The 22,269-nt window shown below is 38.0% G+C and carries 19 protein-coding genes and 1 tRNA gene; all 20 read right to left on the reverse strand.

Annotated elements, in window-relative coordinates; translation table 11 throughout:
* Nucleotides 1-255: 255 nt before the first annotated feature.
* The 20 genes from FJQ98_RS23020 to pcrA all read right to left on the reverse strand — a co-directional run bounded on the left by FJQ98_RS23020 (nucleotide 256) and on the right by pcrA (nucleotide 22,210).
* On the reverse strand, nucleotides 256-519 hold the full coding sequence (locus FJQ98_RS23020; RefSeq protein ID WP_053597183.1) for a type III PLP-dependent enzyme domain-containing protein: 264 nt from the start codon (nucleotides 517-519) through the stop codon (nucleotides 256-258).
* Between the two features lie 32 nt (nucleotides 520-551).
* Nucleotides 552-623: transfer RNA gene (locus FJQ98_RS23025), tRNA-Cys, on the reverse strand.
* Between the two features lie 235 nt (nucleotides 624-858).
* A complete protein-coding gene (locus FJQ98_RS23030) occupies nucleotides 859-1,464 on the reverse strand; it encodes a MarR family winged helix-turn-helix transcriptional regulator (protein WP_053597184.1) in 606 nt (201 codons plus the stop codon).
* 167 nt (nucleotides 1,465-1,631) lie between these two features.
* On the reverse strand, nucleotides 1,632-1,868 hold the full coding sequence (locus FJQ98_RS23035) for a glutaredoxin family protein (RefSeq protein WP_053597185.1): 237 nt from the start codon (nucleotides 1,866-1,868) through the stop codon (nucleotides 1,632-1,634).
* A 235-nt stretch (nucleotides 1,869-2,103) separates the two neighbouring features.
* The gene (locus tag FJQ98_RS23040; RefSeq protein ID WP_241774658.1) at nucleotides 2,104-2,274 is read right to left on the reverse strand and encodes a hypothetical protein; all 171 of its coding nucleotides are present in this window, start codon (nucleotides 2,272-2,274) and stop codon (nucleotides 2,104-2,106) included.
* Between the two features lie 1,134 nt (nucleotides 2,275-3,408).
* The gene (locus FJQ98_RS23045; RefSeq protein ID WP_201406553.1) at nucleotides 3,409-4,263 is read right to left on the reverse strand and encodes a malate synthase; all 855 of its coding nucleotides are present in this window, start codon (nucleotides 4,261-4,263) and stop codon (nucleotides 3,409-3,411) included.
* 771 nt (nucleotides 4,264-5,034) lie between these two features.
* Nucleotides 5,035-5,544 carry a YfiT family bacillithiol transferase gene (locus FJQ98_RS23050; protein ID WP_053597187.1) on the reverse strand — a complete coding sequence of 170 codons (510 nt, stop codon included), beginning with the start codon at nucleotides 5,542-5,544 and terminating at the stop codon, nucleotides 5,035-5,037.
* Between the two features lie 654 nt (nucleotides 5,545-6,198).
* Nucleotides 6,199-7,572 (reverse strand): 23S rRNA (uracil(1939)-C(5))-methyltransferase RlmD, encoded by a 1,374-nt coding sequence (rlmD, locus tag FJQ98_RS23055; RefSeq protein WP_053597220.1) that lies wholly within the window; start codon nucleotides 7,570-7,572, stop codon nucleotides 6,199-6,201.
* A 231-nt stretch (nucleotides 7,573-7,803) separates the two neighbouring features.
* Entirely contained in the window at nucleotides 7,804-7,926 is a 123-nt protein-coding gene (cydS, locus tag FJQ98_RS27350; protein ID WP_277815988.1) for a cytochrome bd oxidase small subunit CydS family protein, read from the reverse strand.
* 13 nt (nucleotides 7,927-7,939) lie between these two features.
* The gene (locus FJQ98_RS23060; protein WP_053597189.1) at nucleotides 7,940-8,965 is read right to left on the reverse strand and encodes a cytochrome d ubiquinol oxidase subunit II; all 1,026 of its coding nucleotides are present in this window, start codon (nucleotides 8,963-8,965) and stop codon (nucleotides 7,940-7,942) included.
* Entirely contained in the window at nucleotides 8,962-10,308 is a 1,347-nt protein-coding gene (locus tag FJQ98_RS23065) for a cytochrome ubiquinol oxidase subunit I (RefSeq protein WP_053597190.1), read from the reverse strand. The genes FJQ98_RS23060 and FJQ98_RS23065 overlap by 4 nt, the downstream gene beginning before the upstream one ends.
* A gap of 397 nt (nucleotides 10,309-10,705) precedes the next feature.
* Nucleotides 10,706-11,620, reverse strand: a complete 915-nt coding sequence (locus tag FJQ98_RS23070) for a diacylglycerol kinase (protein WP_053597191.1) — start codon at nucleotides 11,618-11,620, stop codon at nucleotides 10,706-10,708.
* Nucleotides 11,621-11,760: 140 nt separating this feature from the next.
* Nucleotides 11,761-12,321 (reverse strand): thioredoxin family protein, encoded by a 561-nt coding sequence (locus FJQ98_RS23075; protein ID WP_053597192.1) that lies wholly within the window; start codon nucleotides 12,319-12,321, stop codon nucleotides 11,761-11,763.
* Nucleotides 12,322-12,701: 380 nt separating this feature from the next.
* The gene (gatB, locus tag FJQ98_RS23080; RefSeq protein ID WP_053597193.1) at nucleotides 12,702-14,129 is read right to left on the reverse strand and encodes an Asp-tRNA(Asn)/Glu-tRNA(Gln) amidotransferase subunit GatB; all 1,428 of its coding nucleotides are present in this window, start codon (nucleotides 14,127-14,129) and stop codon (nucleotides 12,702-12,704) included.
* 1 nt (nucleotide 14,130) lies between these two features.
* Nucleotides 14,131-15,594, reverse strand: a complete 1,464-nt coding sequence (gene gatA / locus FJQ98_RS23085; RefSeq protein ID WP_053597194.1) for an Asp-tRNA(Asn)/Glu-tRNA(Gln) amidotransferase subunit GatA — start codon at nucleotides 15,592-15,594, stop codon at nucleotides 14,131-14,133.
* Between the two features lie 24 nt (nucleotides 15,595-15,618).
* Nucleotides 15,619-15,906, reverse strand: a complete 288-nt coding sequence (gene gatC, locus FJQ98_RS23090; RefSeq protein ID WP_010857153.1) for an Asp-tRNA(Asn)/Glu-tRNA(Gln) amidotransferase subunit GatC — start codon at nucleotides 15,904-15,906, stop codon at nucleotides 15,619-15,621.
* Between the two features lie 184 nt (nucleotides 15,907-16,090).
* Nucleotides 16,091-16,297, reverse strand: coding sequence for a hypothetical protein (locus tag FJQ98_RS23095; protein ID WP_053597195.1), 207 nt, complete (start codon nucleotides 16,295-16,297; stop codon nucleotides 16,091-16,093).
* Between the two features lie 100 nt (nucleotides 16,298-16,397).
* Complete coding sequence (locus tag FJQ98_RS23100; protein ID WP_053597196.1) at nucleotides 16,398-17,534, reverse strand: CamS family sex pheromone protein; 1,137 nt, start codon at nucleotides 17,532-17,534, stop codon at nucleotides 16,398-16,400.
* Between the two features lie 402 nt (nucleotides 17,535-17,936).
* The gene (ligA, locus tag FJQ98_RS23105) at nucleotides 17,937-19,943 is read right to left on the reverse strand and encodes an NAD-dependent DNA ligase LigA (protein ID WP_053597197.1); all 2,007 of its coding nucleotides are present in this window, start codon (nucleotides 19,941-19,943) and stop codon (nucleotides 17,937-17,939) included.
* A 14-nt stretch (nucleotides 19,944-19,957) separates the two neighbouring features.
* Nucleotides 19,958-22,210, reverse strand: a complete 2,253-nt coding sequence (pcrA, locus tag FJQ98_RS23110) for a DNA helicase PcrA (RefSeq protein ID WP_053597198.1) — start codon at nucleotides 22,208-22,210, stop codon at nucleotides 19,958-19,960.
* Between the last annotated feature and the right edge of the window lie 59 nt (nucleotides 22,211-22,269).

Below are 22,269 nucleotides of genomic sequence, written 5' to 3' on the forward strand. Positions count from 1 at the left end.
ACTTCATTACATAGTAATTTTTCATTTTTAATTTAAAATTCAATTTTATAAATTATTTCATATAGAAAATCAGTCACTAGCTACTCTTTTCATTGCAATCTTAATATGCAAGTTCAACATTAATGATCTAATATTCTGTATTTTTTTACTGTAAGGTGGATTAAAAAATCTCATTGTTATTCTTAACAACGAGAGGGACATCTTGAGAATTCTATTTGTTGGACATTTACTAATGTAACTTAACTACTTATTAAATTAATCTCTAATTATTCGTAATTGTTCATTCCAATAATAACTGTCAGGGTACTCTCTTTTTCCAAATATTGCAGTTTCTACTCGAACAAGCGTTGCCTCTTCTTCTATGGCTATCTCAAAATCACCAGACATACCCATCGACAGTATATCCATTTCAACCCCAGGATAATTTTGATCAATACCCTGTTGTTGAATTGACTTTAGGAGACGAAAACATTCTCTAGTCTCTTTATCATCAGTAGTCTCAATCCACAAAAAATTCATTTTACTTCCTCATTTCTTTAAAAGGAATTATTAGGGAGTATCTGGATTCGAACCAGAATATAAGGTTTTGCGGACCTTCGCCTTTCCACTTTGGCTATACTCCCATAAGTAAGTGTATTGCGTTATATTCGATATTACCCACTTTAAATCATAAGTTCAATCTCTATATTTTACTAACAATCATTGGTTTTACCTATCATTATTAGTGAATCTTTAATTAAAATTCCATCATTACTTATTTTTATGATTATTTTATTATGATGGTTATTCCCTATGAGTATAGAATAATTACAAAACTCCCCAAGTAAAACTCTTTTCACCAATTTTTTCTTTTCACTTTTAAAAAGCCGTATGTTCAGGACACTCTTTAAGTGAGGCTTCATGGGTTAAATATTTTTGTATTAACTGACAATAATGCGGTGCAGTTTTTTCTCCAGTACTTGGGCGAAAATAAATACAACCTAAACAAGGTTCTGATACAACTAAATGTCCTTTTTTCTGTAAAGTAGAAACAACAGATCCAAGTCCGAGTTCTAAATGTGACAAGACATTTTCAGGTAGAGACTGTAGTGCATCCTCTAATGATTGCTCCCAGTCATCAAGGTTAGAAATGACCTTTTGTCCTTTTTCAGTTAAAGAAATTAGGGTCACACGTCTATCATCTGCCTTTTGTATTTTATAAATTAGTTTTTTTTCTACCAATCTATTCAGTATTTTAACTGCTGTTACATGTGTTGTACCGATTGTACTAGCAAAATTCCCCACTGTAGCCATATCACTTCTAGTATACGCAGCAAATAATAGTCCTTGAGTTTGTACAGGTGATAATCCGAGTGCATCACTTTCCGCCTGTGTCATTTTTTTGATTGCCTGCGAGATTCGGAATAAAGCCATGCTCATTCTTGCGGATCGATTATCTTTTCGATATTGGGAATCGAACATCATAACATTTCATACCTTTCCACACTTAATTTATCAAAACGATTATGCTATGAAGCATAATATAGGTTTCTCTATTTATTATATGTGGTAAAAAGATTAATTAAAGGCATGTTTTAATAAACCTTATTGAACAAAGGGGAAGGTGCCCAAACAGCACCTTCTTTTAGAACTTATCCCTTAACATCAGCTAAACTTGCACCAAGATTGATATGATATACATTTTCACCGATCACCAATGCTGGGACTGATTTTACTCCAACCTTTTCTGCTTCTTCAATACGATTTTGATCAGTGCCAAGATGCACTACTTCCGGAGTAATTTTTGATTTATCAAGATAATCAAGAACCATTTGCTCCGCATCTACACAAACTGGACAACCCGCATGATAAAAAATTGCTTTTGACATTTACCATCATCTCCTATACTTTTTTGTAGCATTGCTACTTAATTTAAATTATAGAAAGTGCCATAAAAGTAAACAATATCAAATTACCTATAGTATCCATAGGTAAAACTAATTGAGTTTTTCAAAAGCATTATCAGTTTATATCGAAGTTATGTTTTATTTAACAATCAAAAGAATTCACAAAAATTATCTAGATGGTCGATTAACAATAGTCGGATTAATGAACCAATTGATGTTAATGGGACACATAGGGTGGAAGAAAAAACATAATTCCGATAACTTTTGTAATAAAAATAGGCGCTTTCTCTACTTCATTTGCCCATGTTGGAATAATTTCGTAACGAGAACCAGTTTGAGGAAATACCCCGATTCCATCAAATAAACTTCCCAATGTTAATCCAGCCATATTTCACATCTATTCTTCATTTTTAGGCACACAAAAAAAGACCTAAATTGCAATTACAAGTTGAACACTTTTTAAAAAAACACCCCAGAGGTTCCTGAGGGCACTGAAAAACTTACGTTTTCATAAAAGCGAACCTTTTTCAGATAAAAATAAGGCACTTCTTGTTCAATTTTGAACAGGAAGTGCCTTATTTCTGTCTCTATTCCTTATTCATTTTCGTTTAGTAGCTTATTTATTTTAACGAAAATCGGTCCTGAATGGTATTTTTAATCCGCCGGAGGCTTTGGGCCAACACGATGTTGGTCACTCAGGCGTTTTCACAGGATGTGAAGCTCTTAGCCTGAGTTCCTCTTTCAGCGGATGCTTGGACACCCGCTGAAAGAAGTTAAACAAAAAAGCAGATGGTATAGATTTTTTCTATATCAACTGCTTTTCTATTATACCAACTCCAACCAAGCTACCGCTTCACAATGTGTGGAGTGTATGCGGCAACACATGAGGTGCTGGTGGGTTTAATTTTATATGCTCGGTTCCTATTTTAGTGAAATCGATCCTATTTTTCTTATTCGTCTTCAACTGTTGTTCCTTTAACTAAGTACATAGTAGTATAAGTGTAAATCCTCACAACATCTAAAATTAAAGGATGACTGTTCCCGTATTACCTTCTGGTTGATCTAGATACTTTAATCTTAGGTAAGGTCCTACCTCAAGTGGACACAAACCCAAACCAAGTTCGCTCACTCAGAATAATTTTTATAATATGACTATCCCCATAAACATGGCCACGTATGGTTCTAAATTTGATAAAATTGGTGCCTTTGAAACAACTGCATAACTTACATTTTAATCCTAAATCAGGTTAGATACGACATGAACAATCCCAGCAGTTACAATCAACTAACCCCAATCAAACATACTGCTAAAAAGAAAATAGATTTTGTTGCCAAAATTAAAGCAGATGTTGCAGAATCCCCCAAAATATACCTTTTGTTTATAAATACACCAAAAAAACCCAAGAAAAATAACTGATTTATACACGCTTAATAGCAAACAGAGCTAGGCAATGCTCGGCATTATTGAGAGGTGGAAAAATGTGTTAGTCCCCTGTCATTCTTATAATCTTTGAGCTAACGTCTAAATACGCATTAATGCGCCATTAGGCTTTGGTAACTCTTGAACTGTTATCTGATTCATTCTACAAAAATGTTTTAAAAATTGTTGTGCTAGCTCTCGTTCATTTGGGTCACTTTTCAACGAAACTATATCAAGTAAAATTTGAGCCATCCATGAATTTTCAAAATAACGGTATTTACCTGTTTTCCATGTCATTTTTTTCGGGGATTTTTCATTTATATAATATTGCCAGAAAAGCAGCTGATCCGATTCCTGTTCTGTAAGTTGGATTCTGTATTTTGAATGAGCAGGAATATATCCATCTTCACAAAGCTTACCGATAAAATCTTCATTCACCATATAGACACCTAAGATACGTCTGTCTTTCTCAGGCATGTTGGAATCTATTGCTGTTAATAGGACAGCGCTATTTTGGTGCAAGCGGCTCGGCTTGTTTGGCTTCCCTTTGTTATTCCCACTTTTTATTACGCCCGAAAAAACTTTCCACTCCGAAAAAGAACTATTCTGTTCTTCCGTGTCACACCAAAAAACCATTTGTGATTCGGGATGAAGTTTATGGTTTTTCATAAGTTTTTCGTGTTCCAAGCGAAGGGCCAGTTTCTTTCGTTGTAGTTTTTTTTCCTCTTCCTTTTTCCGTTCTTGCTCTTTTTGTTCTTTTTCCTTTTTTTGTATAATTTCCTCGAGTGACTTAGCAGCACTTTTATCATGTAGTTTTAGGTGCTTTCCAAATACATCAGGGAAAACAAACATTTTCTTTTCCGATGCGAAATGTATTTCAATACTAGAATCATTATGTTTAACTATACTACCCATGCCAAAACGCTTGTGTGTAACTTTCTTATTGATTAGATTCATTATTCTAGTCCTCCTTATGGAATAAATAATCGGTTACTATTAGATAGAAATTAATTATTTTATTCAACTAACTTCCTTTAAAGCTCACATAACTGTTTTAATTTTTTTCTTCGATTTTAAAAAAGGATATTAAAAAAACGTATCCAAATTCTATCTGCAAAAAAGGACAGCGGAATTCGAAATACGATTTAAAAAAACAATTGTAAGACTATTATAACATTTTTTAATAATTTTACAAATTTATTATTGACAATATATTTTACCATGAGGTAAAATGGAGAATTATTCTCTGAACTTCCTTGAAATAGGTATGAAATAAAGGCCTCCAAAAAGTCGCGAAACTTCTGGAAAGCCCCTATAAATAACCACTTGATTACCGGTAATAAGCATAGGAGGGCTTCATGATATAAAATCAATACAAGCAGTTCCTTTCCTAGAAAAGAAACGGATGAATTAATCCGTGTGCTAATCATATATGCTGAACATGAGATGTTTTCCAATTAAGTTCCATGTAAAAAGACCCTAACTTCGCAATGGTTATTTGCAAGAAAATTAGGGTCGGGATTGAAAATGTCTACTTTTTCAAGTTATATAGTATAGCTTCTAATATTTCAGAATCGCTTATGAATAACGTGTCTACCAGGTACAAACTCCAACTAAGCAACAGCTTCACAATGTGGTGAGTGCTGATGGTGGTGTAATGAAATAAAGATGTAGTAGACTCACCTTAGATAAAGTAAATCGATGCTAGTTTTATATATTAAAGTTTAATCATTCTGATAATGCAAATTTTATATGAGCTAAGTGATGCTCTTCGTGCCAAGCTAATTTTACAACTTTTGTTGAAACTGTTATTTTGCCGTTTGTTTGGTGAGTAAATGCTCGATCTAATTGCTCTTTAGTTAAACTTTGTCCTAAAGATACGATACGCTCATTTATGCCTTCTAACATTTTAATAGAACTTTCTATAGGAAGCTCTATATCCGGCTGAACAGCCCACTTTTCTTCATCAAAAGCTGGAACTGTTGGATTGTCATCTGTTAAAGCCAGCTTCAAACGTTGATACATATTCAACTGCGAATCTGCAATGTGATGTACAAGTTGACGAACTGTCCATGCACCTTCACGATAAGTTTTGTTTAATTCCTCATCACTTAAAGAATCAACAGTTTCTCTTAGTCGAATTGTGTATGTTTCGATTTGCTTTAACCATTCTTGAACATTTTCAAATGTTACTTTTTCAGGAACTTGTAATTTTCCAATTGGGTATCTTACATCCATTTTCAAACCCCTTTTCCCATTCTTTATTTACCATTTTTAGGTATTAACACTTAATATAACAATCGGCTCAGTTATTGTAAACTTTCAACATTAAAACTACAAATGTTGAATTAGTTTTTACTGGTTTTGTAATATTTCCTCCAAATTTATTCGCATATAAAGACAGAGTTTTTGTTGGGGACCTTTTCTTTAATGAAATTCGAACTTGTAATTCTTTATAAATTTCAACCAAAAAGAGCGAATCCCTTTATTTGGAATTCACTCTTTTTTATTTCTACTATAACTCCAACCATGCGACCGCTTCGTGATGCTTTGAAGCAAAAGAAAATTAGATTACGTCAATTTGTTCACTGATAATATTATCTCGAAAGAAGAATTAGTCGATTACCGCGAACTAACAGATAATAAAATCAAAGAACACCAAACTAAAAAAACTCAACTTAATGAAAAAATGAACGAATATGAAAATTTCGAAGTATCTATCAGCAAAAAGTTAAAGGATAATCTTTCATTAGAAGAACTGACTCCACGAATTCTTCATTCATTAGTTGAGCGGATTACTTGTACACACGAAGGTGAAATCCATATACACTATACCTTCGTTAATCCCTTAGAAGTAGGTTAAAGCTTTATACAAAGGCAACTAACGCATGTTTAGTTGCCTTCTTTTAAAATGAGTTGCGAGACACACTCAACATGCGTCGAATGCGGGAACATATCCACAGGTTGAATTTCCTGTGTTTGATAGCCCCCATCCTCCAAAATACGGAGGTCACGTGCAAGTGTTCCTGGGTTACATGATACATATACAACTCGTTTAGGACGTTGCTCTAAAATTGTCTTAAGAAGCGCTTCATCGCAGCCTTTACGCGGTGGATCGACAACTAGGACATCGGCTTCCTTGCCTTCCTTATACCAGCGTGGAATGACTTCCTCTGCTGGCCCAGCCTCAAAATAGGTGTTGGTAAAACCATTTAACTCTGCGTTACGCTTCGCATCTTCAATTGCTTGTGGGACAATTTCAACGCCCATGACAGCCTTTGCTTTTTGCGCAAGGAATAAGGAGATGGTGCCTATACCACAGTAAGCATCAATTACTCGTTCATCACCCTGCAAGTCAGCGTAGTCTAATGCTTGCTTGTATAGCACTTCCGTTTGCTCAGGGTTTACTTGATAAAATGAACGGGCTGAAATTTCAAAGCGAACATCGCCAATTGTATCAATAATAACGTCCTTACCCCATAGGTTTACGGTTTCATCACCGAAAATAACGTTCGTTTTGTCGCTGTTAACGTTTTGCATAATGGATGTTACATTCGGGACAAGCTTCTGGATTGTTGCAACAGCGGCTTCTTTTTGTGGGAATTTTTTCTTTTTAGTTACGAGAACAACCATAACTTCACCAGTTGCTCGTGCTTTACGAATAACTACGTGGCGCAACATTCCCTCATGTGTTTGTTCGTTATATGGTCGAATACCGATTGCCGCTAATTCCTTTTTCAAGCCTGCAAGAATAGCGTCCGCTTCGCCTGTCTGAATTAAGCAACGCTCCATATCTACAATGCTATGCGTTTTCGTTTTATAGAAGCCAGCAATCGCTTGTCCTGCTTCATTTGAGGAGAAAGGAATTTGTGCTTTATTACGGTAATGCCAAGGCTCTTTCATGCCTTTCACAGGTAGAACAGGCGCATCAATTTTACCAATGCGTTGCATCACATTACGCACCATATTCTCTTTCCACTTTAACTGCCCTTCATAGGACAGGTGCTGTAATTGGCAGCCGCCACATTGCTTGAAATATGCACAAGGAGCCTCTACTCGGTCTGGCGATGGCTTAAGAATATCTACGACTTTCGCAAAGCCGTAATTTTTTAAGGTTTTTAAAACATGTACTTCCGCTGTTTCATTAGGAAGTGCCTCTTGAATAAATAATGGATAACCATCGACCTTTGCGACGCCATTGCCATCATGTGTTAAATCTTCTATATAAACTGTTAGTCGGTCATTCTTTTTCACGGGTGCTGACATTCGTACATCCTCCATTTCAATCTCCTTATTGTAGCATGTTGTGGCAGATGAAAAAAGAACAAGGCTTGGTATTAACGGCTCGGGTGTGTTGAGAAAGTGATAGCTCTTGCCACCGACTGCTAGGGTATGCCGAGAATGTGATCGGCTCTCAACCCAAACCTCAGGTATGCCGAGAATGTGATTGACTCTCACCCAAACTGATAGCCTTTACATGAGTAGAAAAAAGAGCCGCTATTCGCGACTCTTTCCCTCTTTCTTTACGATGTGGTAATCTCTCGGTGCCCACCAGAAAGCAGCAACTATTCCGAGGATGACGACTATAAATGGTGCATAAAACATTAAAAAATTCCCCATCGTTTTATTCCTCCTATGCGTGATTGTCTTCTTTCCCGGTCACATAATTTTTGTTGAACAAGAATAATTTCAACAATAAGTACAGTGATGGAATAAGCAGACATAGTCCTAAAATAAACGCAATGACGAGTGCAATCGCCATTTGTGTACTTGTAAAGCTATCGTAAATCGTTAAATATGGATACAATAAATATGGATATTGAGCGATACCATAGGCGAAGAATGCTACGGCAAATTGTGCAATCAATAGTCCCACCGCAAGGCCGTATTTTTTTCGCATCCATATTAACACCACAGTAATAATAAATAACACGGCTGAAATGGCAAACATCCACCATAAATTAACCATATGATTGTAACTTTCAGAATTGATGGATTTCATTTCGTACATAATGCCAAGAGCACTCACCATTAATGGTACTGCCCAAACAAGTGCGTATTTTCGCATTAGTTTTGTTGCTTCTACATCCTTTGCCTTATGAGCATACCATGTTAAAAACACAGCTGAAATATAGAGTACTGCTGCAATGCTTAACACGACAATACTCCAAGCAAATGGACTCGTATACAATGTCCAGTAGTTCAAAACAGGTTGCCCGTCAACAAGATCAACATAGCCACCAGCAGCAATCGCAAATACAACAGACAGTGAGGCTGGAATGAGTAAGCCTGCTACACCATATGTCAGTGTGTAGCCGATATGTCCACGTGAGCCATACGATTCAAACGCATAGTAGGAGCCTCGTATGGCAAGCAGCACTAGTGAAATACTTACTGGGACAAGTAAAATCGTTCCATAATAAAAGGCTGTTTGTGGGAAAAATCCAACAATCCCGACAAAGAAGAATACTAAAAAGACATTGGTTACTTCCCAAACAGGTGATAAATAGCGCTTAATAATATTCGTTAAAATATGATTTTTGCCGATGAGTAGGCTGTAGGCATTGAAAAAGCCTGCACCAAAATCAATCGAAGCTACAATGACATAGCCAAATAGGAAAATCCACAAAACTGAAATACCTAAAATCTCTAATGTCATAAGATGTCACCGCCTTTTTCAGAATGGCGATCTTCTATTTCACGCTCAATCGGATTCTTTTTGAACATACGAACTAAAACCACAATACTTCCTATTCCCAATACAACATACACACCTGCGAACAATAGCAGCATTAAATCCACATGGTCACTAGTTGTGGCTCCTTCTGGTGTTCGCATTAATCCATATAAGATCCAAGGCTGTCGTCCAACTTCCGCAAGCCACCAACCTGCTTCAATCGCAATAATTGAAAGTGGCCCCCCAGCAACGATAATCCACCTAAACCAACGTGTATGAATAAACTGCCATCCACGTACTTTCCCGGTTACGTAAAGTAGTGAAACTAGTGCCATGAACATGCCAATAAACACCATGAGATCAAAGAGGTAATGAATATACAGTGGTGGTTGATCTTCTTTAGCAAATTGATCTAAGCCGACTACCTCTGCGTTTGGATTATTATGCGCTAAAATACTTAGAGCATAAGGTACTTTAATAGCATATTTTACTTCTTCACCGTCTAATACACCAAATAGAATAAGTGAGGCTTTATCGCCTGTTTCAAAATGCCACTCAGCTGCAGCTAGTTTTTCTGGCTGATATTCTGCTAAGTATTTTCCTGAGAAATCTCCAATAACCGCTGCTGCAATAGAGAAAATCAGACCCATCTTCATAAGTAGTAATAAAGATTTTTTATGGTATACATGCTTAGATCCTCTAAGTAGACGGTATCCTGCAATAGATGCTAATACAAATGCGGACGTCATGTAGGCTGTAACGAGAACATGCGCTACCTTTGTCGGCATCGCTGGATTAAACATCGCTAAAAAAGGTTGAATATTTACAAGCTGTCCGTCCACAATGTCAAATCCTTGTGGCGCATTCATAAACGCATTGACAATTGTTATAAACACAGCTGACATCGATGCACCAACAGCAACAGGAATTAACAGTAGCATATGCTTTTTCTGACTATCGAAGCGATCCCAAGTATATAAGTAGATGCCAAGGAAGATAGCTTCAAAGAAAAATGCAAACGTTTCCATAAAAAGTGGTAATGCTATTGTTTGACCGGCGAGCTGCATAAAATTCGGCCACAATAAAGACAACTGTAAGCCAATTGCTGTCCCTGTTACAACTCCGACTGCAACTGTAATGACAAAGCCTCGTGCCCAACGTCTTGCCATTAAAATATAGTGCTCATCATTCTTTTTATACCCAGTCCATTGTGCAATCATAATCATTAACGGGACACCCACACCAATCGTTGCATAAATAATATGGAACGATAAAGTTAGCTCCGTTAATGCTCTACTCCAAAAGACTGCTGATTCATTCACCATTTCATTGCCCCCCTAACTTCCGAATATTCTTCCAAGTATGGAAAGTAGCATGATAATTGCAACACCAAAGCTTAGCCATATGAGCTTTCTTTCCTGTGACTTATACAACGGCAACACTTCCTTTCCCTTATTTATACCCCCATTTTCCACTATTACAACGAAAAAAACCTTTATAATGGACCGAAATTTCGGCCTATTATAAAGGTTTCAAATTTTGTTCAAGTAATATACGCACATTTGCCAAACATTTTTCTTAATTCATTCACAATCCCAATAATAGGAAACAATTCACTCTATATAAGGTCATCGCCATAACGTGCGGTTGATTTCCGTTCCGACTAGGGGCGTCCGATGAGGGCTCACTCCTAAATTGAGCAGAGCCCTGCTTTTATGTTCGTTATATACGGTCTTCCTCACGAATGTCTGCTAGCGGAACAAAAATTTCAATATGGCGCTTTAGATTTTCAAATGTTGCAGGTGCGTCCCCACCATACTCACCATCTAAGTTTAAATGTACTTCGTCTTCAGTAGACACTTTTACAACACTTGCCTTTTTATAAATTACACGATCATCATTCAAATGCTCGCCCCTTAATGCCATTGCGGCAAGCTGAATAAATTCAGGTAGGCTCACTTTTTTCAATACTAATAAAGTAAAGTAGCCATCATTAATACTTGCGTCTGGTGCAAGCTTTTCAAAGCCACCTACTGAATTTGTTAAGCCACATAAAAACATCATAGCATCCCCATCAAACACTTCACCATCATATTCGATACGCATATGGGAAGCTTTGATCGATGGGATCATTTCCACTGCTTTTAAGTAATAAGCTAACTGTCCTAACATTGTTTTCATTTTACTTGGCACTTCGTAGGTTAACTCTGTAATGCGTCCACCAGCAGCAATATTGATGAAATAGCGTTCCCCATTTAATAAACCAACATCAACTGGCAACGTCTCACCTTTAGTAATGATCTCAACGGCAGCATCAATATTTCGAGGAATATGCACAGCACGGGCAAAATCATTCGTTGTGCCCATCGGAATTAGGCCAACTTTCGGACGGTTTTCAAATGGACTCACACCTGAAACAACTTCATTTAATGTGCCATCTCCACCAACTGCAATGATTATATCAAAGCCACGTTCTACTGCATCCTTTGCTGCCATGGTTGCATCGCCTTCACCAGTTGTTGCGTGACAAGATGTTTCATAGCCTGCTACCTCTAATTTTTCCAATACTTCTGGTAGATGCTTTTTAAACACTTCACGTCCAGATGTAGGATTATAAATGATTCTTGCTCGTTTCATAACATACCTTCCTGCTTCATAAGATTCTATTTCTTTCAACGAATTATCCGTTTAAATGTTGCATTGAATTTCTATTAGTCAACAAGAGACAAAGCATGTCCTAAACAAAATTCTCTGACATGCAGCCATGTGATCTACAATTATTGCAATGCAGCTGTTACTTGCTTTTTAAAGTCCTCATAAACAAATGTCCAATATGATTTATTGGTAATATTCTCTTCACGAATTTCTACATATAACGCCTTTTGCGCATCTTCAAATGTAGGATCTTCTTTATCAGGTAAGCTAGCTCGTTTACTCACTACTAGTTCCTGTAATTCTGGTGCACGTGGGCCCCATTTTCCAACAACCTGACCAGCATCATCTAATATAATATAAATTGGAATTGCACGGCCACCGTTTGTTAAATAGCGATCAATTAAGTCTGTATCAGCATCACGTAATACTGTACGCATTTCTAATCCTGCTGTCTCTGCAACTCGGCGAATAATTGGATTGTTTAACATTGCGTCCCCGCACCAATCCTCAGTAATCGTTAAAATTTTTAATTGCTTGCCCTTCAGTAGCTCGATAAAGCCATCGTTCGTTGGCACTTCAAAGCTATCATAAATACGGAAGCTTTCCTCTTTTAACGTCGTCATAGTATCCATATATTGTTGAATCGAAATCGCATCATTGAAATATTGTTGTTCAGTTTTCATCGATTGACCCCCTAAAGTTAAATCATGCTCTATTCTATATTTTGCTATGAATACTCTTTTTAGACAACTATAATGTGCTAAGTTGGTATTTTTTAGTCATATCACCATAAAACCTGGTTGATTTCCGTTCCGACTGGGCGCTTTCTTGATGGCGTCCGCTGAGCCGCTTGGGGCATCAGATGTTCTTTGTGCGAAAGCGCAGCATCAGCAACGGGATTTTGGTCACGAAGGCGTTAACAGGACGCGATGCTTTGTTCCTCTACTGGTCAGAGCATTTATCTTGTATAGATGCCCAAAAAAATCTTTAGTATGTATTACTTTTTAAAAATAAAAAGCCAAGAAAACGAATTTGCTCTCTTGGCCTTCTATTGCAATTGCAATTAACGTTTTGCAATTTCTTGTTGTAATAATTTATTGACCATTGGTGGGTTCGCTTGACCTTTAGTTGCTTTCATAATTTGACCAACTAAGAAGCCGATAGCGCGATCCTTACCGTTTTTGAAGTCTTCGATTGATTGTGCATTGTTGTCTAGAACTTCTGTAACGATAGCAAGTAATGCACCTTCATCAGAAATTTGAACTAAACCTTTTGCTTTAACGATCTCTTGTGCAGAACCGCCTTTTTCTACTAATTCAGCAAATACTTTTTTACCGATTTTAGAAGAAATTGTACCATCAGTGATTAATTTCACCATTTCCGCAAGGTTTTCTGGTGTTAATGCAGTATCTTTAAGGTCTTTTTGTTCTGCATTTAAGTATGCAGAAACATCACCCATAAGCCAGTTTGCTGAAAGTTTTGCATCCGCACCTTTAACTACCATAGCCTCGAAGAAGTCTGAGATTTCTTTTGAAATAACAAGAACTCCTGCATCATATGGTGTTAAGCCTAATTCCTCAACATAGCGTTTTTTACGAGCATCTGGAAGCTCTGGAATTTCTGATTTTACTCGCTCTAACCATTCATCATCGATTGATAGACGAACTAAGTCTGGCTCTGGGAAGTAACGATAGTCGTCTGTTCCCTCTTTAATACGCATAAGAATTGTTTTACCTGTTTTTTCATCGAAGCGACGAGTTTCTTGCTCAATTTCCCCACCTGAAAGAAGGACATCTGCTTGGCGTAATTCCTCGTGCTCTAAACCACGGCGAACATAGTTGAAAGAGTTAAGGTTTTTAAGCTCTGTTTTCGTACCGAATTCCTCTTGACCATATGGGCGGATTGAGATGTTGGCATCACAACGTAAAGATCCCTCTTCCATTTTACAGTCTGAAACATCTGCATATTGGATGATTGATTTTACTTTTTCAAGATACGCATACGCTTCGTTTGGTGTGCGAATATCTGGCTCAGAAACGATTTCTACAAGTGGTGTACCTTGACGGTTAAAGTCAACTAAAGAGTGGTCGCCACTGTGAGACAGTTTACCAGCATCTTCTTCCATATGAAGTCGTGTAATACCGATACGTTTTGTGTAACCATCTACTTCGATATCAACCCAGCCGTTTTTACCGATTGGCTTGTCGAATTGAGAAATTTGATAAGCTTTCGGATTATCTGGATAGAAGTAGTTTTTACGGTCAAATTTAGTTTCTTGTTCGATTTCCATGTTTAATGCAAGTGCTGCACGCATTGCGAAATCTACAACATTTTTATTAAGTACAGGAAGGACACCAGGATAGCCTAGGTCGATAACTGTAGTATTTGTATTTGGTTCAGCACCGAAGTGAGCTGGTGCTGGTGAGAAGATTTTTGAGTTTGTTTTTAACTCAACGTGTACTTCTAAACCAATGACTGTTTCAAAGTTCATGTTATTTTCCCTCCCAAATTTGAGGAACTTGTTTATGGAACTCTGTTGCTTGTTCGAAAGCATGAGCTACACGGTAAATTGTTGCTTCATCGAAGTATTTACCGATAATTTGTAAGCCTAATGGTAGACCATTTTCAATACCACATGGGATTGAGATGGCTGGCACACCAGCTAAGTTCATAGGAATCGTTAAAATATCATTTGCATACATCGTCATTGGATCATCGACGTTTTCACCAATTTTAAATGCTGGTGTTGGAGAAGTTGGTCCAATGATTACGTCAAAGTCTTCAAATACTTTGTCATAGTCTGCTTTGATAAGCGTACGTGCTTGTTGAGCTTTTTTGTAGTAAGCATCATACGTACCTGCACTTAGCGAGTAAGTACCAAGCATGATACGACGTTTTACTTCATCGCCAAAGCCTTGTGCACGTGTTTCTTTATAAAGGTCCATCAAATTATTAACATTTTCTGCGCGGAAACCATAACGGATCCCGTCAAAACGAGAAAGGTTAGAAGACGCTTCTGAAGAAGAAAGGATATAGTATGCTGCAAGTGCATATTTCGAATGAGGAAGTGATACTTCTTCTACTGTAGCACCTAAGCCTTTTAATACTTCTAATGCTTCAAGCACTGATTGGCGTGCTGCTTCGCCAACACCTTCACCAAGGAATTCTTTTGGCACAGCGATACGTAAGCCTTTTACGTCACCTGTAAGGGCTGCTGCGTAGTTTGGTACTTCTACGTCTGCAGAAGTTGAATCGTTTGCATCTAATCCTGCAATTGCTTCAAGTAAAAGAGCGTTGTCTTCAACATTACGAGTGATAGGCCCGATTTGATCTAAAGAAGATGCAAAGGCAACTAGACCAAAGCGAGATACACGACCATATGTAGGCTTCATCCCTACAACACCGCAATAAGCTGCTGGTTGACGGATTGAACCACCTGTATCAGAACCAAGTGAAAATGGAACTTCTCCTGCTGCAACTGCTGCTGCAGACGCACCTGAAGATCCACCTGGTACGTGGTTTAAGTTCCATGGATTTTTTGTTGTTTTATAATATGAGTTTTCATTTGAAGAACCCATTGCAAACTCGTCCATGTTTAATTTACCGATAGTAACCATACCGGCTTCACGTAGCTTGTTAACTACTGTTGCATCGTAAATTGGCATAAAGCCTTCTAAAATTTTAGAAGCACAAGTTGTTTCTAAGCCTTCTGTAACGATGTTGTCCTTCACACCGATAGGAAGACCGAAAAGTGGTCCACGCTCTTCAAATGGCACTTTGTCCATTTCTGCTGCTTGTGCAGTTGCTTTTTCTTCGTTTGAAGCAAGGAAAGCTTGTACATCGCCGTCAAGCTTCGCCACACGTTCGTATGCTTCTTTTGTTAAATCAGCGATTGTTAGCTTACCCGCTTTAATGTCAGCTTGTAGCTCCTTTGCTGAACGTTCAAATAACGTCATGAGGAATCCTCCTATGTTTTAGTATTACATGATAGCTGGTACTTTTACTTGACCATCTTCTTGTTCTTTTACGTTTAACATCATTACTTCACGGTCTAAGCCTTTTGTTGCCACATCTTCACGCATTACGTTTACTAGTGGTAAAACGTGAGTTGTTGGTTCAACATTCGTTGTATCTAACTCGTTTAATTGCTCTGCGAAGTCCGTAATTTTACCAAGCTGTTCAGCAAATTTCTCTGCTTCCTCTTCTGTAATTGCAAGACGTGCTAAATTTGCCACGTGCTTAACTTCTTCTTTTGTTAATTTCGCCATTTTTTCACACCTCCGAATACTCATTCCATTCATTGTTTTTGTCGATAACAATAGGGTTGAATAAAGTTAACCATGCAAATAATCATAACATTTTTCATATTAAAAATCACAACTTTCACCAAAAATAAAGAAACTTTCACTACTAGGACGAAGTGTTGTCTTTAGGGACTGTCTTAAGAGTCTTTCATAAGACTTCGCTTTTCATGAGCAGGGCATGGATCGTGTTGCTATGCTCTCTTTTATCCGTCGTTTCGAGGAGTCTATCCATTTTTGCTTTTCTATCCGTCGTTTCGAAAGCTCTTTCCGCCGCTCCAAGAAGTCTATCCGGCGCTTTTGCTTTTCTATCCGTCACTTCATTGAGTCTATCCGGTACTTCGTAGATTCTATCCATTTTTGCGCCTTCTATCCGTCGCTCCGAGAATTCTATCCGCCTATTATTAAATCTCATTTTCCATCCATAAAAAAATAGCCAGCATAAAGCTGACTATTTTTTATTCATAGATATGCACATATGGTTCCTTTTCGTTGGCTTTCTTAATGATTAATGCCATTGGATCGTTCATCGCGGTAACACTTACTTCAACGTTGGTGTTATCGAATTGATTGATAAGAACACCTGTTAAATATTGAGTAAAGCCTGTAATTTCAGCTTGACCGAAGAATTGGATTGGTATTTCGATTTTTAGCTTTTGAATTTTTTTATTTTGATAGAAGCCTGTTCCTATCACACTAGTATAGTTAGAAAAATATTTATCTACATCTTGTTTGAAATTCTTAAAGTTACTGCTATCATCTCGATATACATCCTGTGATTCATCCGTCGGGAACAGTACATACTCTTCATCAATAGCATTCCAATCAGTTACATCATTTTGTCCAGCTTTGGCCACACCATAGTTAAAATACGTCCCTGGAATAATGTCATTGCGAGCCTGCTGCTTGAACAAGCCTACTACAATCGGTACATCTTTTAATTCATCACGAGTTCTTAGGCGAGACACAATCTCCGTAGCCATCTTCTTCCCTTGCTCGACAAGTGCTGCCTCTGAAATTGGTTCCTCATAATATTCCCCATATTTCTCTTTTTGATAATAATAAATAGAGTTTAAGGCAAGTCCTATCGAAATACCGCCTAATTTTACTTTATTATCATCCGTTTTTGTTAAATAATTTTGCTCAACAATATGTGATAAATAGATTGGGGCCTTTGTTGCACGTTCCTCTGGCGTCATCGAGTCCGTCGTTGGAGGATTTAACCCCTCCTTAACTTGTGAACTGCGCTTCAGGTAATTGGTTACTGTACTTTCGGCTAAATATTGCCCTTCTTGGAAGAAGTAGTTTTTTGTATCAAACTCATTTTGAGAAAGACGCATTAAACCTGTTTCAACTTCCTTCATATCATATTTCGTATAAATATTTGAAACTACTAATCCTCTGCTAGCACTTTTTTTATAAGGAGTTAGCGCTCTATAATATGATTCATCAATCTGTATGCTTGGAATAATCGTTGTTTCCGCTTTTTCCTGTTGCGTCTCCTGTGTAAGCTCTGTCTCCTTCTCTTTAGAAGGCACACAGCCGACTAGCATTGCAGCAGCGACAATTGCAGGAATGAGTCGAAATGACTTCATTATTTTAATACTCCTTTACTGATATTCAGATTTTGCTTGACGAATTGTTCATACCTTTCTATGGAAAGGACGGACAATTCATCTTACTTTACTATAATATTTAGATGATCACCATAACGTGTGATTGATTTCCGTTCCGACTGGGCGCTTTGTTGCTGTCGCTACGCTTTCGCACAGATAAAACATTTGCCGCTGTCGCACAGAGCAAAGCTTCCTGGGGGTCTCGGGCCAACATGATGTTGGTCACGAAGGCGTTATCACAGGATGTGATGGTTTTAGCCTTCGTTCCTCTATCGCTGATCCCCAAGGAGTCGCCCAGTCTCCACTCCAATCAATTTATATAAGGTATGCATTTTAACAAATGTCATCCACAACTTTTGGTGATGAACCTGAAAGTATCCATTATTGGACAAGGTTAAATTGTTCGATCAGGCGATCTTCATTCCAAACTTCAATCCCTAACTGCTCGGCTTTTGTTAGTTTAGAACCCGCATCTGCTCCTGCAATGACAAGATCAGTTTTTTTGCTGACACTGCCTGTAACAATACCACCTAACTCTTCTATTTTCGCTTTTGCTTCGTTACGTGTCAATTGCTCAAGTTTACCAGTTAATACAATTGTTTTACCTGCAAAAGGATTATCTCCTACAGCTACCTCTATCTTTTTACCTTTATATGTCATATTGACGCCTACTTCGGCAAGGCGGCCAATGACTGCACATGCATCCTCGTTTGAAAAATACTCGACAAGCGATGAAGCCATCTTATCACCAATCTCATAAATTTCCACTAGCTGCTCCTCTGTTGCTGCCATCACAGCTTCCATCGTTCCAAACTCCTCTGAAACAATTTTCGCTGCCTTTTCACCAACGTGTCGTATACCTAGTCCAATTAGTAAACGTTCCATCGAATTTTCCTTGGAAGCCTGAATAGCATTTACTAAATTCGTCGCTGATTTTTCACCCATACGCTCAAGTTCGACTAGTTGTTCTACAGTTAAGTGATACAAATCAGAGACATCATGAATTAAATCTGCACGTAAAAACTGCTCAACGACCTTATCACCAAGACCATCAATATTCATAGCATTACGCGATACAAAATATTTAATGCTCTCCGCAATTTGTGCAAAACATGCAGGATTTACACAACGTAATGCTACTTCTCCTTCAATACGAATAAGTTCGCTCTCACAAACAGGACAATTTTCGGGCATTACGTAGGGAACTGAGTCCTCAGGGCGCTGCTCCAGTAGTACACCTACAACTTGTGGAATAATGTCTCCGGCTTTTCGGATAATGACTGTATCTCCTAGTCGAATATCTTTATCTCGAATTAAATCCTCATTGTGTAAAGATGCACGTTGAACCGTCGTACCTGCCACTTGAACAGGCGATAAAATAGCAGTTGGTGTAACAACCCCTGTACGCCCAACCGTTAAATCAATATCAAGTAATGTTGTGACTACTTCCTCAGCAGGGAATTTATAAGCAATTGCCCAACGTGGACTCTTTGCCGTATAACCAAGTTCATCCTGCTGTGCATAGCGATCCACCTTAATAACAATACCGTCAATTTCATAGGCTAAATTCGGACGATCTTCAGTCCATTTTTCGATGAATGCTAGTACCTCCTCAATCGTTGAGCAGCGTTGACGCTCTTTATTTGATGGGAAGCCTAGTCCCTCTAAATAATCGAGCATCTCTGCGTGGCCGTCAATACCATATGCCTCACCATCTCCCCCAATTGCATAAATAAAGGTTGATAGCTGACGACTCGCTGCAATTTTAGGGTCTAACTGGCGTAAAGAGCCAGCAGCCGCATTTCGCGGATTAGCAAATAATTCTTCTCCGTTTTCAGTACGTTGGGCATTCAATTTTTCAAATGATTTTTTAGGCATATACGCCTCACCACGTACTTCTATTGCGATCGGTTCCTTTAATCGAAGAGGTATTGCTCGAATCGTTTTTAAATTTGCTGTAATATCTTCCCCTACAACACCGTCTCCTCGCGTTGCCCCTTGTACAAAAACTCCATTTTCGTATTTTAAAGAAATCGCAAGACCATCTATTTTTAACTCGCAAACATAAGAAAAGTTATCACCGATTGCTTGACGCACTTTACGATCAAATTCACGTAAATCTTCTTCATTAAAAGCGTTTGATAGACTTAGCATAGGGTAATCGTGAGTCACTTTTTTAAAGCCCTCTACCACTGCTCCGCCAACACGCTGTGTCGGTGAATCTGGGTAAATTAGTGAAGGATTTGCTTCCTCTAAAGCAATAAGTTCATGTAATAATTGGTCATAAACACTATCTGCTACGACCGGTTTATCCAACACGTAATAGGCGTGACCGTATTCATGCAATAATTTATTTAACTCCGCAATACGCTGTTCTATTTCGTTCATTTAAGTTCCTCCGCTTACGCTTTTTCAATAGGTGCAAACTGTGCCAATAATCGCTTAATGCCAACTGGTTGTGGAAAGGCGATATCTAGCTCCGTACCATCACCCTCACCTTTTACACTGACAACCATACCTGTTCCCCATTTTTTATGGATCGCCTTGTCCCCGGCCTTCCAGCCAAATTGGTCTCCACCGGTTGTTTGTAAACGAGCTGTTGCTGGTTGTGTTTTCTGAATTGCTCCAAGTGTACGTTTTTGGTACCCACCTGCTGAACGATTACTAGAGGCAAACGGAACCTCAGGCTTCGTACCACCTTTGGACATTGATTCTGTAATATCCTCAGAAATTTCACCTAAGAAACGAGAGACATTGTTATAGCTAGAACGACCAAAAATTGTACGACTTTGTGCACTAGTTAAATACAAACGTTCCTCCGCACGTGTGATACCTACGTAAGCGAGACGACGTTCTTCTTCCATTTCATCCATATCATCAAGTGAACGAGAATGTGGGAAGATATTTTCCTCCATTCCAATGATAAAGACCACAGGGAATTCTAAGCCCTTTGCGGCATGCATCGTCATTAAAATAATGTTGCCCTTCGATGTATCCTCTTTATCAAGTGCATCAATATCTGCAATTAGAGCTAAATCTGTTAAAAAGGCAATTAAGCTCTTTTCATCACTACGCTCCTCAAAAGCCTTTGTTACTGATAAAAACTCTTCAATATTTTCTAAGCGACTTTCCGCTTCAATAGTCTTTTCGTTTTGTAGCATTGCACGATAACCTGATTTGTCAATGACTTGCTCTACAATTTCAGTCACAGATAAATATTCTTGCATCTCTGTAAAGCCTTTAATCATCGCATAAAACTGCTCAGCCGAATTAGCAGCCTTCCCTGTTAGACCCATGAATACAAGATCATTCATTGCATCAAAAATAGAGCGATCTTGTTCAATCGCATAGCGCGCCATTTTTTCAAAGGAGGTTGCACCTATACTACGCTTTGGCTCATTGATAATACGTGCAAGTGATAAATCATCATCATTATTGGCAATAAGGCGCAAGTAGGCAAGTAAGTCCTTAATCTCTTTACGATCATAGAACTTAGTACCACCAACTATTTGATAAGCCATATTGGACTTAACAAGCACTTCCTCCATCACACGAGACTGAGCATTTGTACGATAGAGTATCGCAAAGTCATCAAATGAACGATTTTCTTTTTGAATATGCTGTTGGATTGTTTGTACAACGAATTGTGCTTCCTCTTGCTCGTTATACGCTTTGTACAATACGATTTTTTCACCCTCTGCATTTTCTGTACGCAGTTCTTTTGGATAACGTGTTGTATTATTTTGAATGACGTCATTTGCTGCTTGTAGGATGCGTTTTGTTGAACGATAATTTTGCTCAAGCATAATGGCCTTAGCATTCGGATAATCCTTTTCGAATGAAAGAATATTGCCAATGTCCGCACCACGCCAACGATAAATCGATTGGTCTGAATCACCTACAACACAAATATTTTTAAATTTCTTGGCCAGCATCTGAACAAGTAAATATTGAGATTTATTCGTATCTTGATACTCATCCACATGAATATATTGAAATTTATTTTGATAGTATTCAAGCACTTCAGGTACACGCTTGAATAATGTAATAGTTGTCATAATCAAATCATCAAAATCGAGGGATTGATTGCGGCGTAGTCTTTTTTCATAACCTTTATAAACCTGGGCAACCGTTTTTTCGTAAGGATTATTTTCATTGATTTGGCCTGCATAATCATCCGCAGTTATACATTCGTTTTTTGCTGAACTTATTGCATTTAAAATTGCACGTGGTTCAAAACGCTTCGTGTCAATATTTTCATCCTTCATAACATTTTTAATAACGGATAGCTGATCAGTCGAATCTAAAATTGAAAAATTACGTGATATCCCTAGCTGATCAATATTGCGTCGTAAAATTCTCACACACATTGAGTGGAAGGTCGATACCCACATACTATCACCAGTTCCGTTACCAAGAATGCCATCAATACGCTCACGCATTTCACGTGCAGCTTTATTGGTAAATGTGATTGCTAAAATCTTTGATGGGTATACTTCTTTTTCGATTACTAAGTATGCTATACGATGTGTCAATACACGTGTCTTCCCTGATCCAGCCCCCGCCATAATTAGAAGCGGTCCCTCAGTTGTTTTAACCGCATTTTCCTGCTCAGGGTTCATACCTGCTAATAAGTTTTTCGTTAACTGCTCCATTTCGCACCGCCTTACAAACATTTATTTATCAATTATGCCTCGGCATAATTGCGTCCGGA

The sequence above is a fragment of the Lysinibacillus agricola genome (genome assembly GCF_016638705.1).
GTDB lineage: Bacteria > Bacillota > Bacilli > Bacillales_A > Planococcaceae > Lysinibacillus > Lysinibacillus agricola.

Bases quoted from the DNA above. Each gene is read 5' to 3' on its own strand.
- FJQ98_RS23020 (WP_053597183.1), bottom strand. From the start codon at position 519: ATGAATTTTTTGTGGATTGAGACTACTGATGATAAAGAGACTAGAGAA.
- FJQ98_RS23030 (WP_053597184.1), bottom strand. From the start codon at position 1,464: ATGATGTTCGATTCCCAATATCGAAAAGATAATCGATCCGCAAGAATG.
- FJQ98_RS23035 (WP_053597185.1), bottom strand. From the start codon at position 1,868: ATGTCAAAAGCAATTTTTTATCATGCGGGTTGTCCAGTTTGTGTAGAT.
- FJQ98_RS23040 (WP_241774658.1), bottom strand. From the start codon at position 2,274: ATGGCTGGATTAACATTGGGAAGTTTATTTGATGGAATCGGGGTATTT.
- FJQ98_RS23045 (WP_201406553.1), bottom strand. From the start codon at position 4,263: ATGAATCTAATCAATAAGAAAGTTACACACAAGCGTTTTGGCATGGGT.
- FJQ98_RS23050 (WP_053597187.1), bottom strand. From the start codon at position 5,544: ATGGATGTAAGATACCCAATTGGAAAATTACAAGTTCCTGAAAAAGTA.
- rlmD (WP_053597220.1), bottom strand. From the start codon at position 7,572: ATGTCAGCACCCGTGAAAAAGAATGACCGACTAACAGTTTATATAGAA.
- cydS (WP_277815988.1), bottom strand. From the start codon at position 7,926: ATGGGGAATTTTTTAATGTTTTATGCACCATTTATAGTCGTCATCCTC.
- FJQ98_RS23060 (WP_053597189.1), bottom strand. From the start codon at position 8,965: ATGACATTAGAGATTTTAGGTATTTCAGTTTTGTGGATTTTCCTATTT.
- FJQ98_RS23065 (WP_053597190.1), bottom strand. From the start codon at position 10,308: ATGGTGAATGAATCAGCAGTCTTTTGGAGTAGAGCATTAACGGAGCTA.
- FJQ98_RS23070 (WP_053597191.1), bottom strand. From the start codon at position 11,620: ATGAAACGAGCAAGAATCATTTATAATCCTACATCTGGACGTGAAGTG.
- FJQ98_RS23075 (WP_053597192.1), bottom strand. From the start codon at position 12,321: ATGAAAACTGAACAACAATATTTCAATGATGCGATTTCGATTCAACAA.
- gatB (WP_053597193.1), bottom strand. From the start codon at position 14,129: ATGAACTTTGAAACAGTCATTGGTTTAGAAGTACACGTTGAGTTAAAA.
- gatA (WP_053597194.1), bottom strand. From the start codon at position 15,594: ATGACGTTATTTGAACGTTCAGCAAAGGAGCTACAAGCTGACATTAAA.
- gatC (WP_010857153.1), bottom strand. From the start codon at position 15,906: ATGGCGAAATTAACAAAAGAAGAAGTTAAGCACGTGGCAAATTTAGCA.
- FJQ98_RS23095 (WP_053597195.1), bottom strand. From the start codon at position 16,297: ATGGATAGAATCTACGAAGTACCGGATAGACTCAATGAAGTGACGGAT.
- FJQ98_RS23100 (WP_053597196.1), bottom strand. From the start codon at position 17,534: ATGAAGTCATTTCGACTCATTCCTGCAATTGTCGCTGCTGCAATGCTA.
- ligA (WP_053597197.1), bottom strand. From the start codon at position 19,943: ATGAACGAAATAGAACAGCGTATTGCGGAGTTAAATAAATTATTGCAT.
- pcrA (WP_053597198.1), bottom strand. From the start codon at position 22,210: ATGGAGCAGTTAACGAAAAACTTATTAGCAGGTATGAACCCTGAGCAG.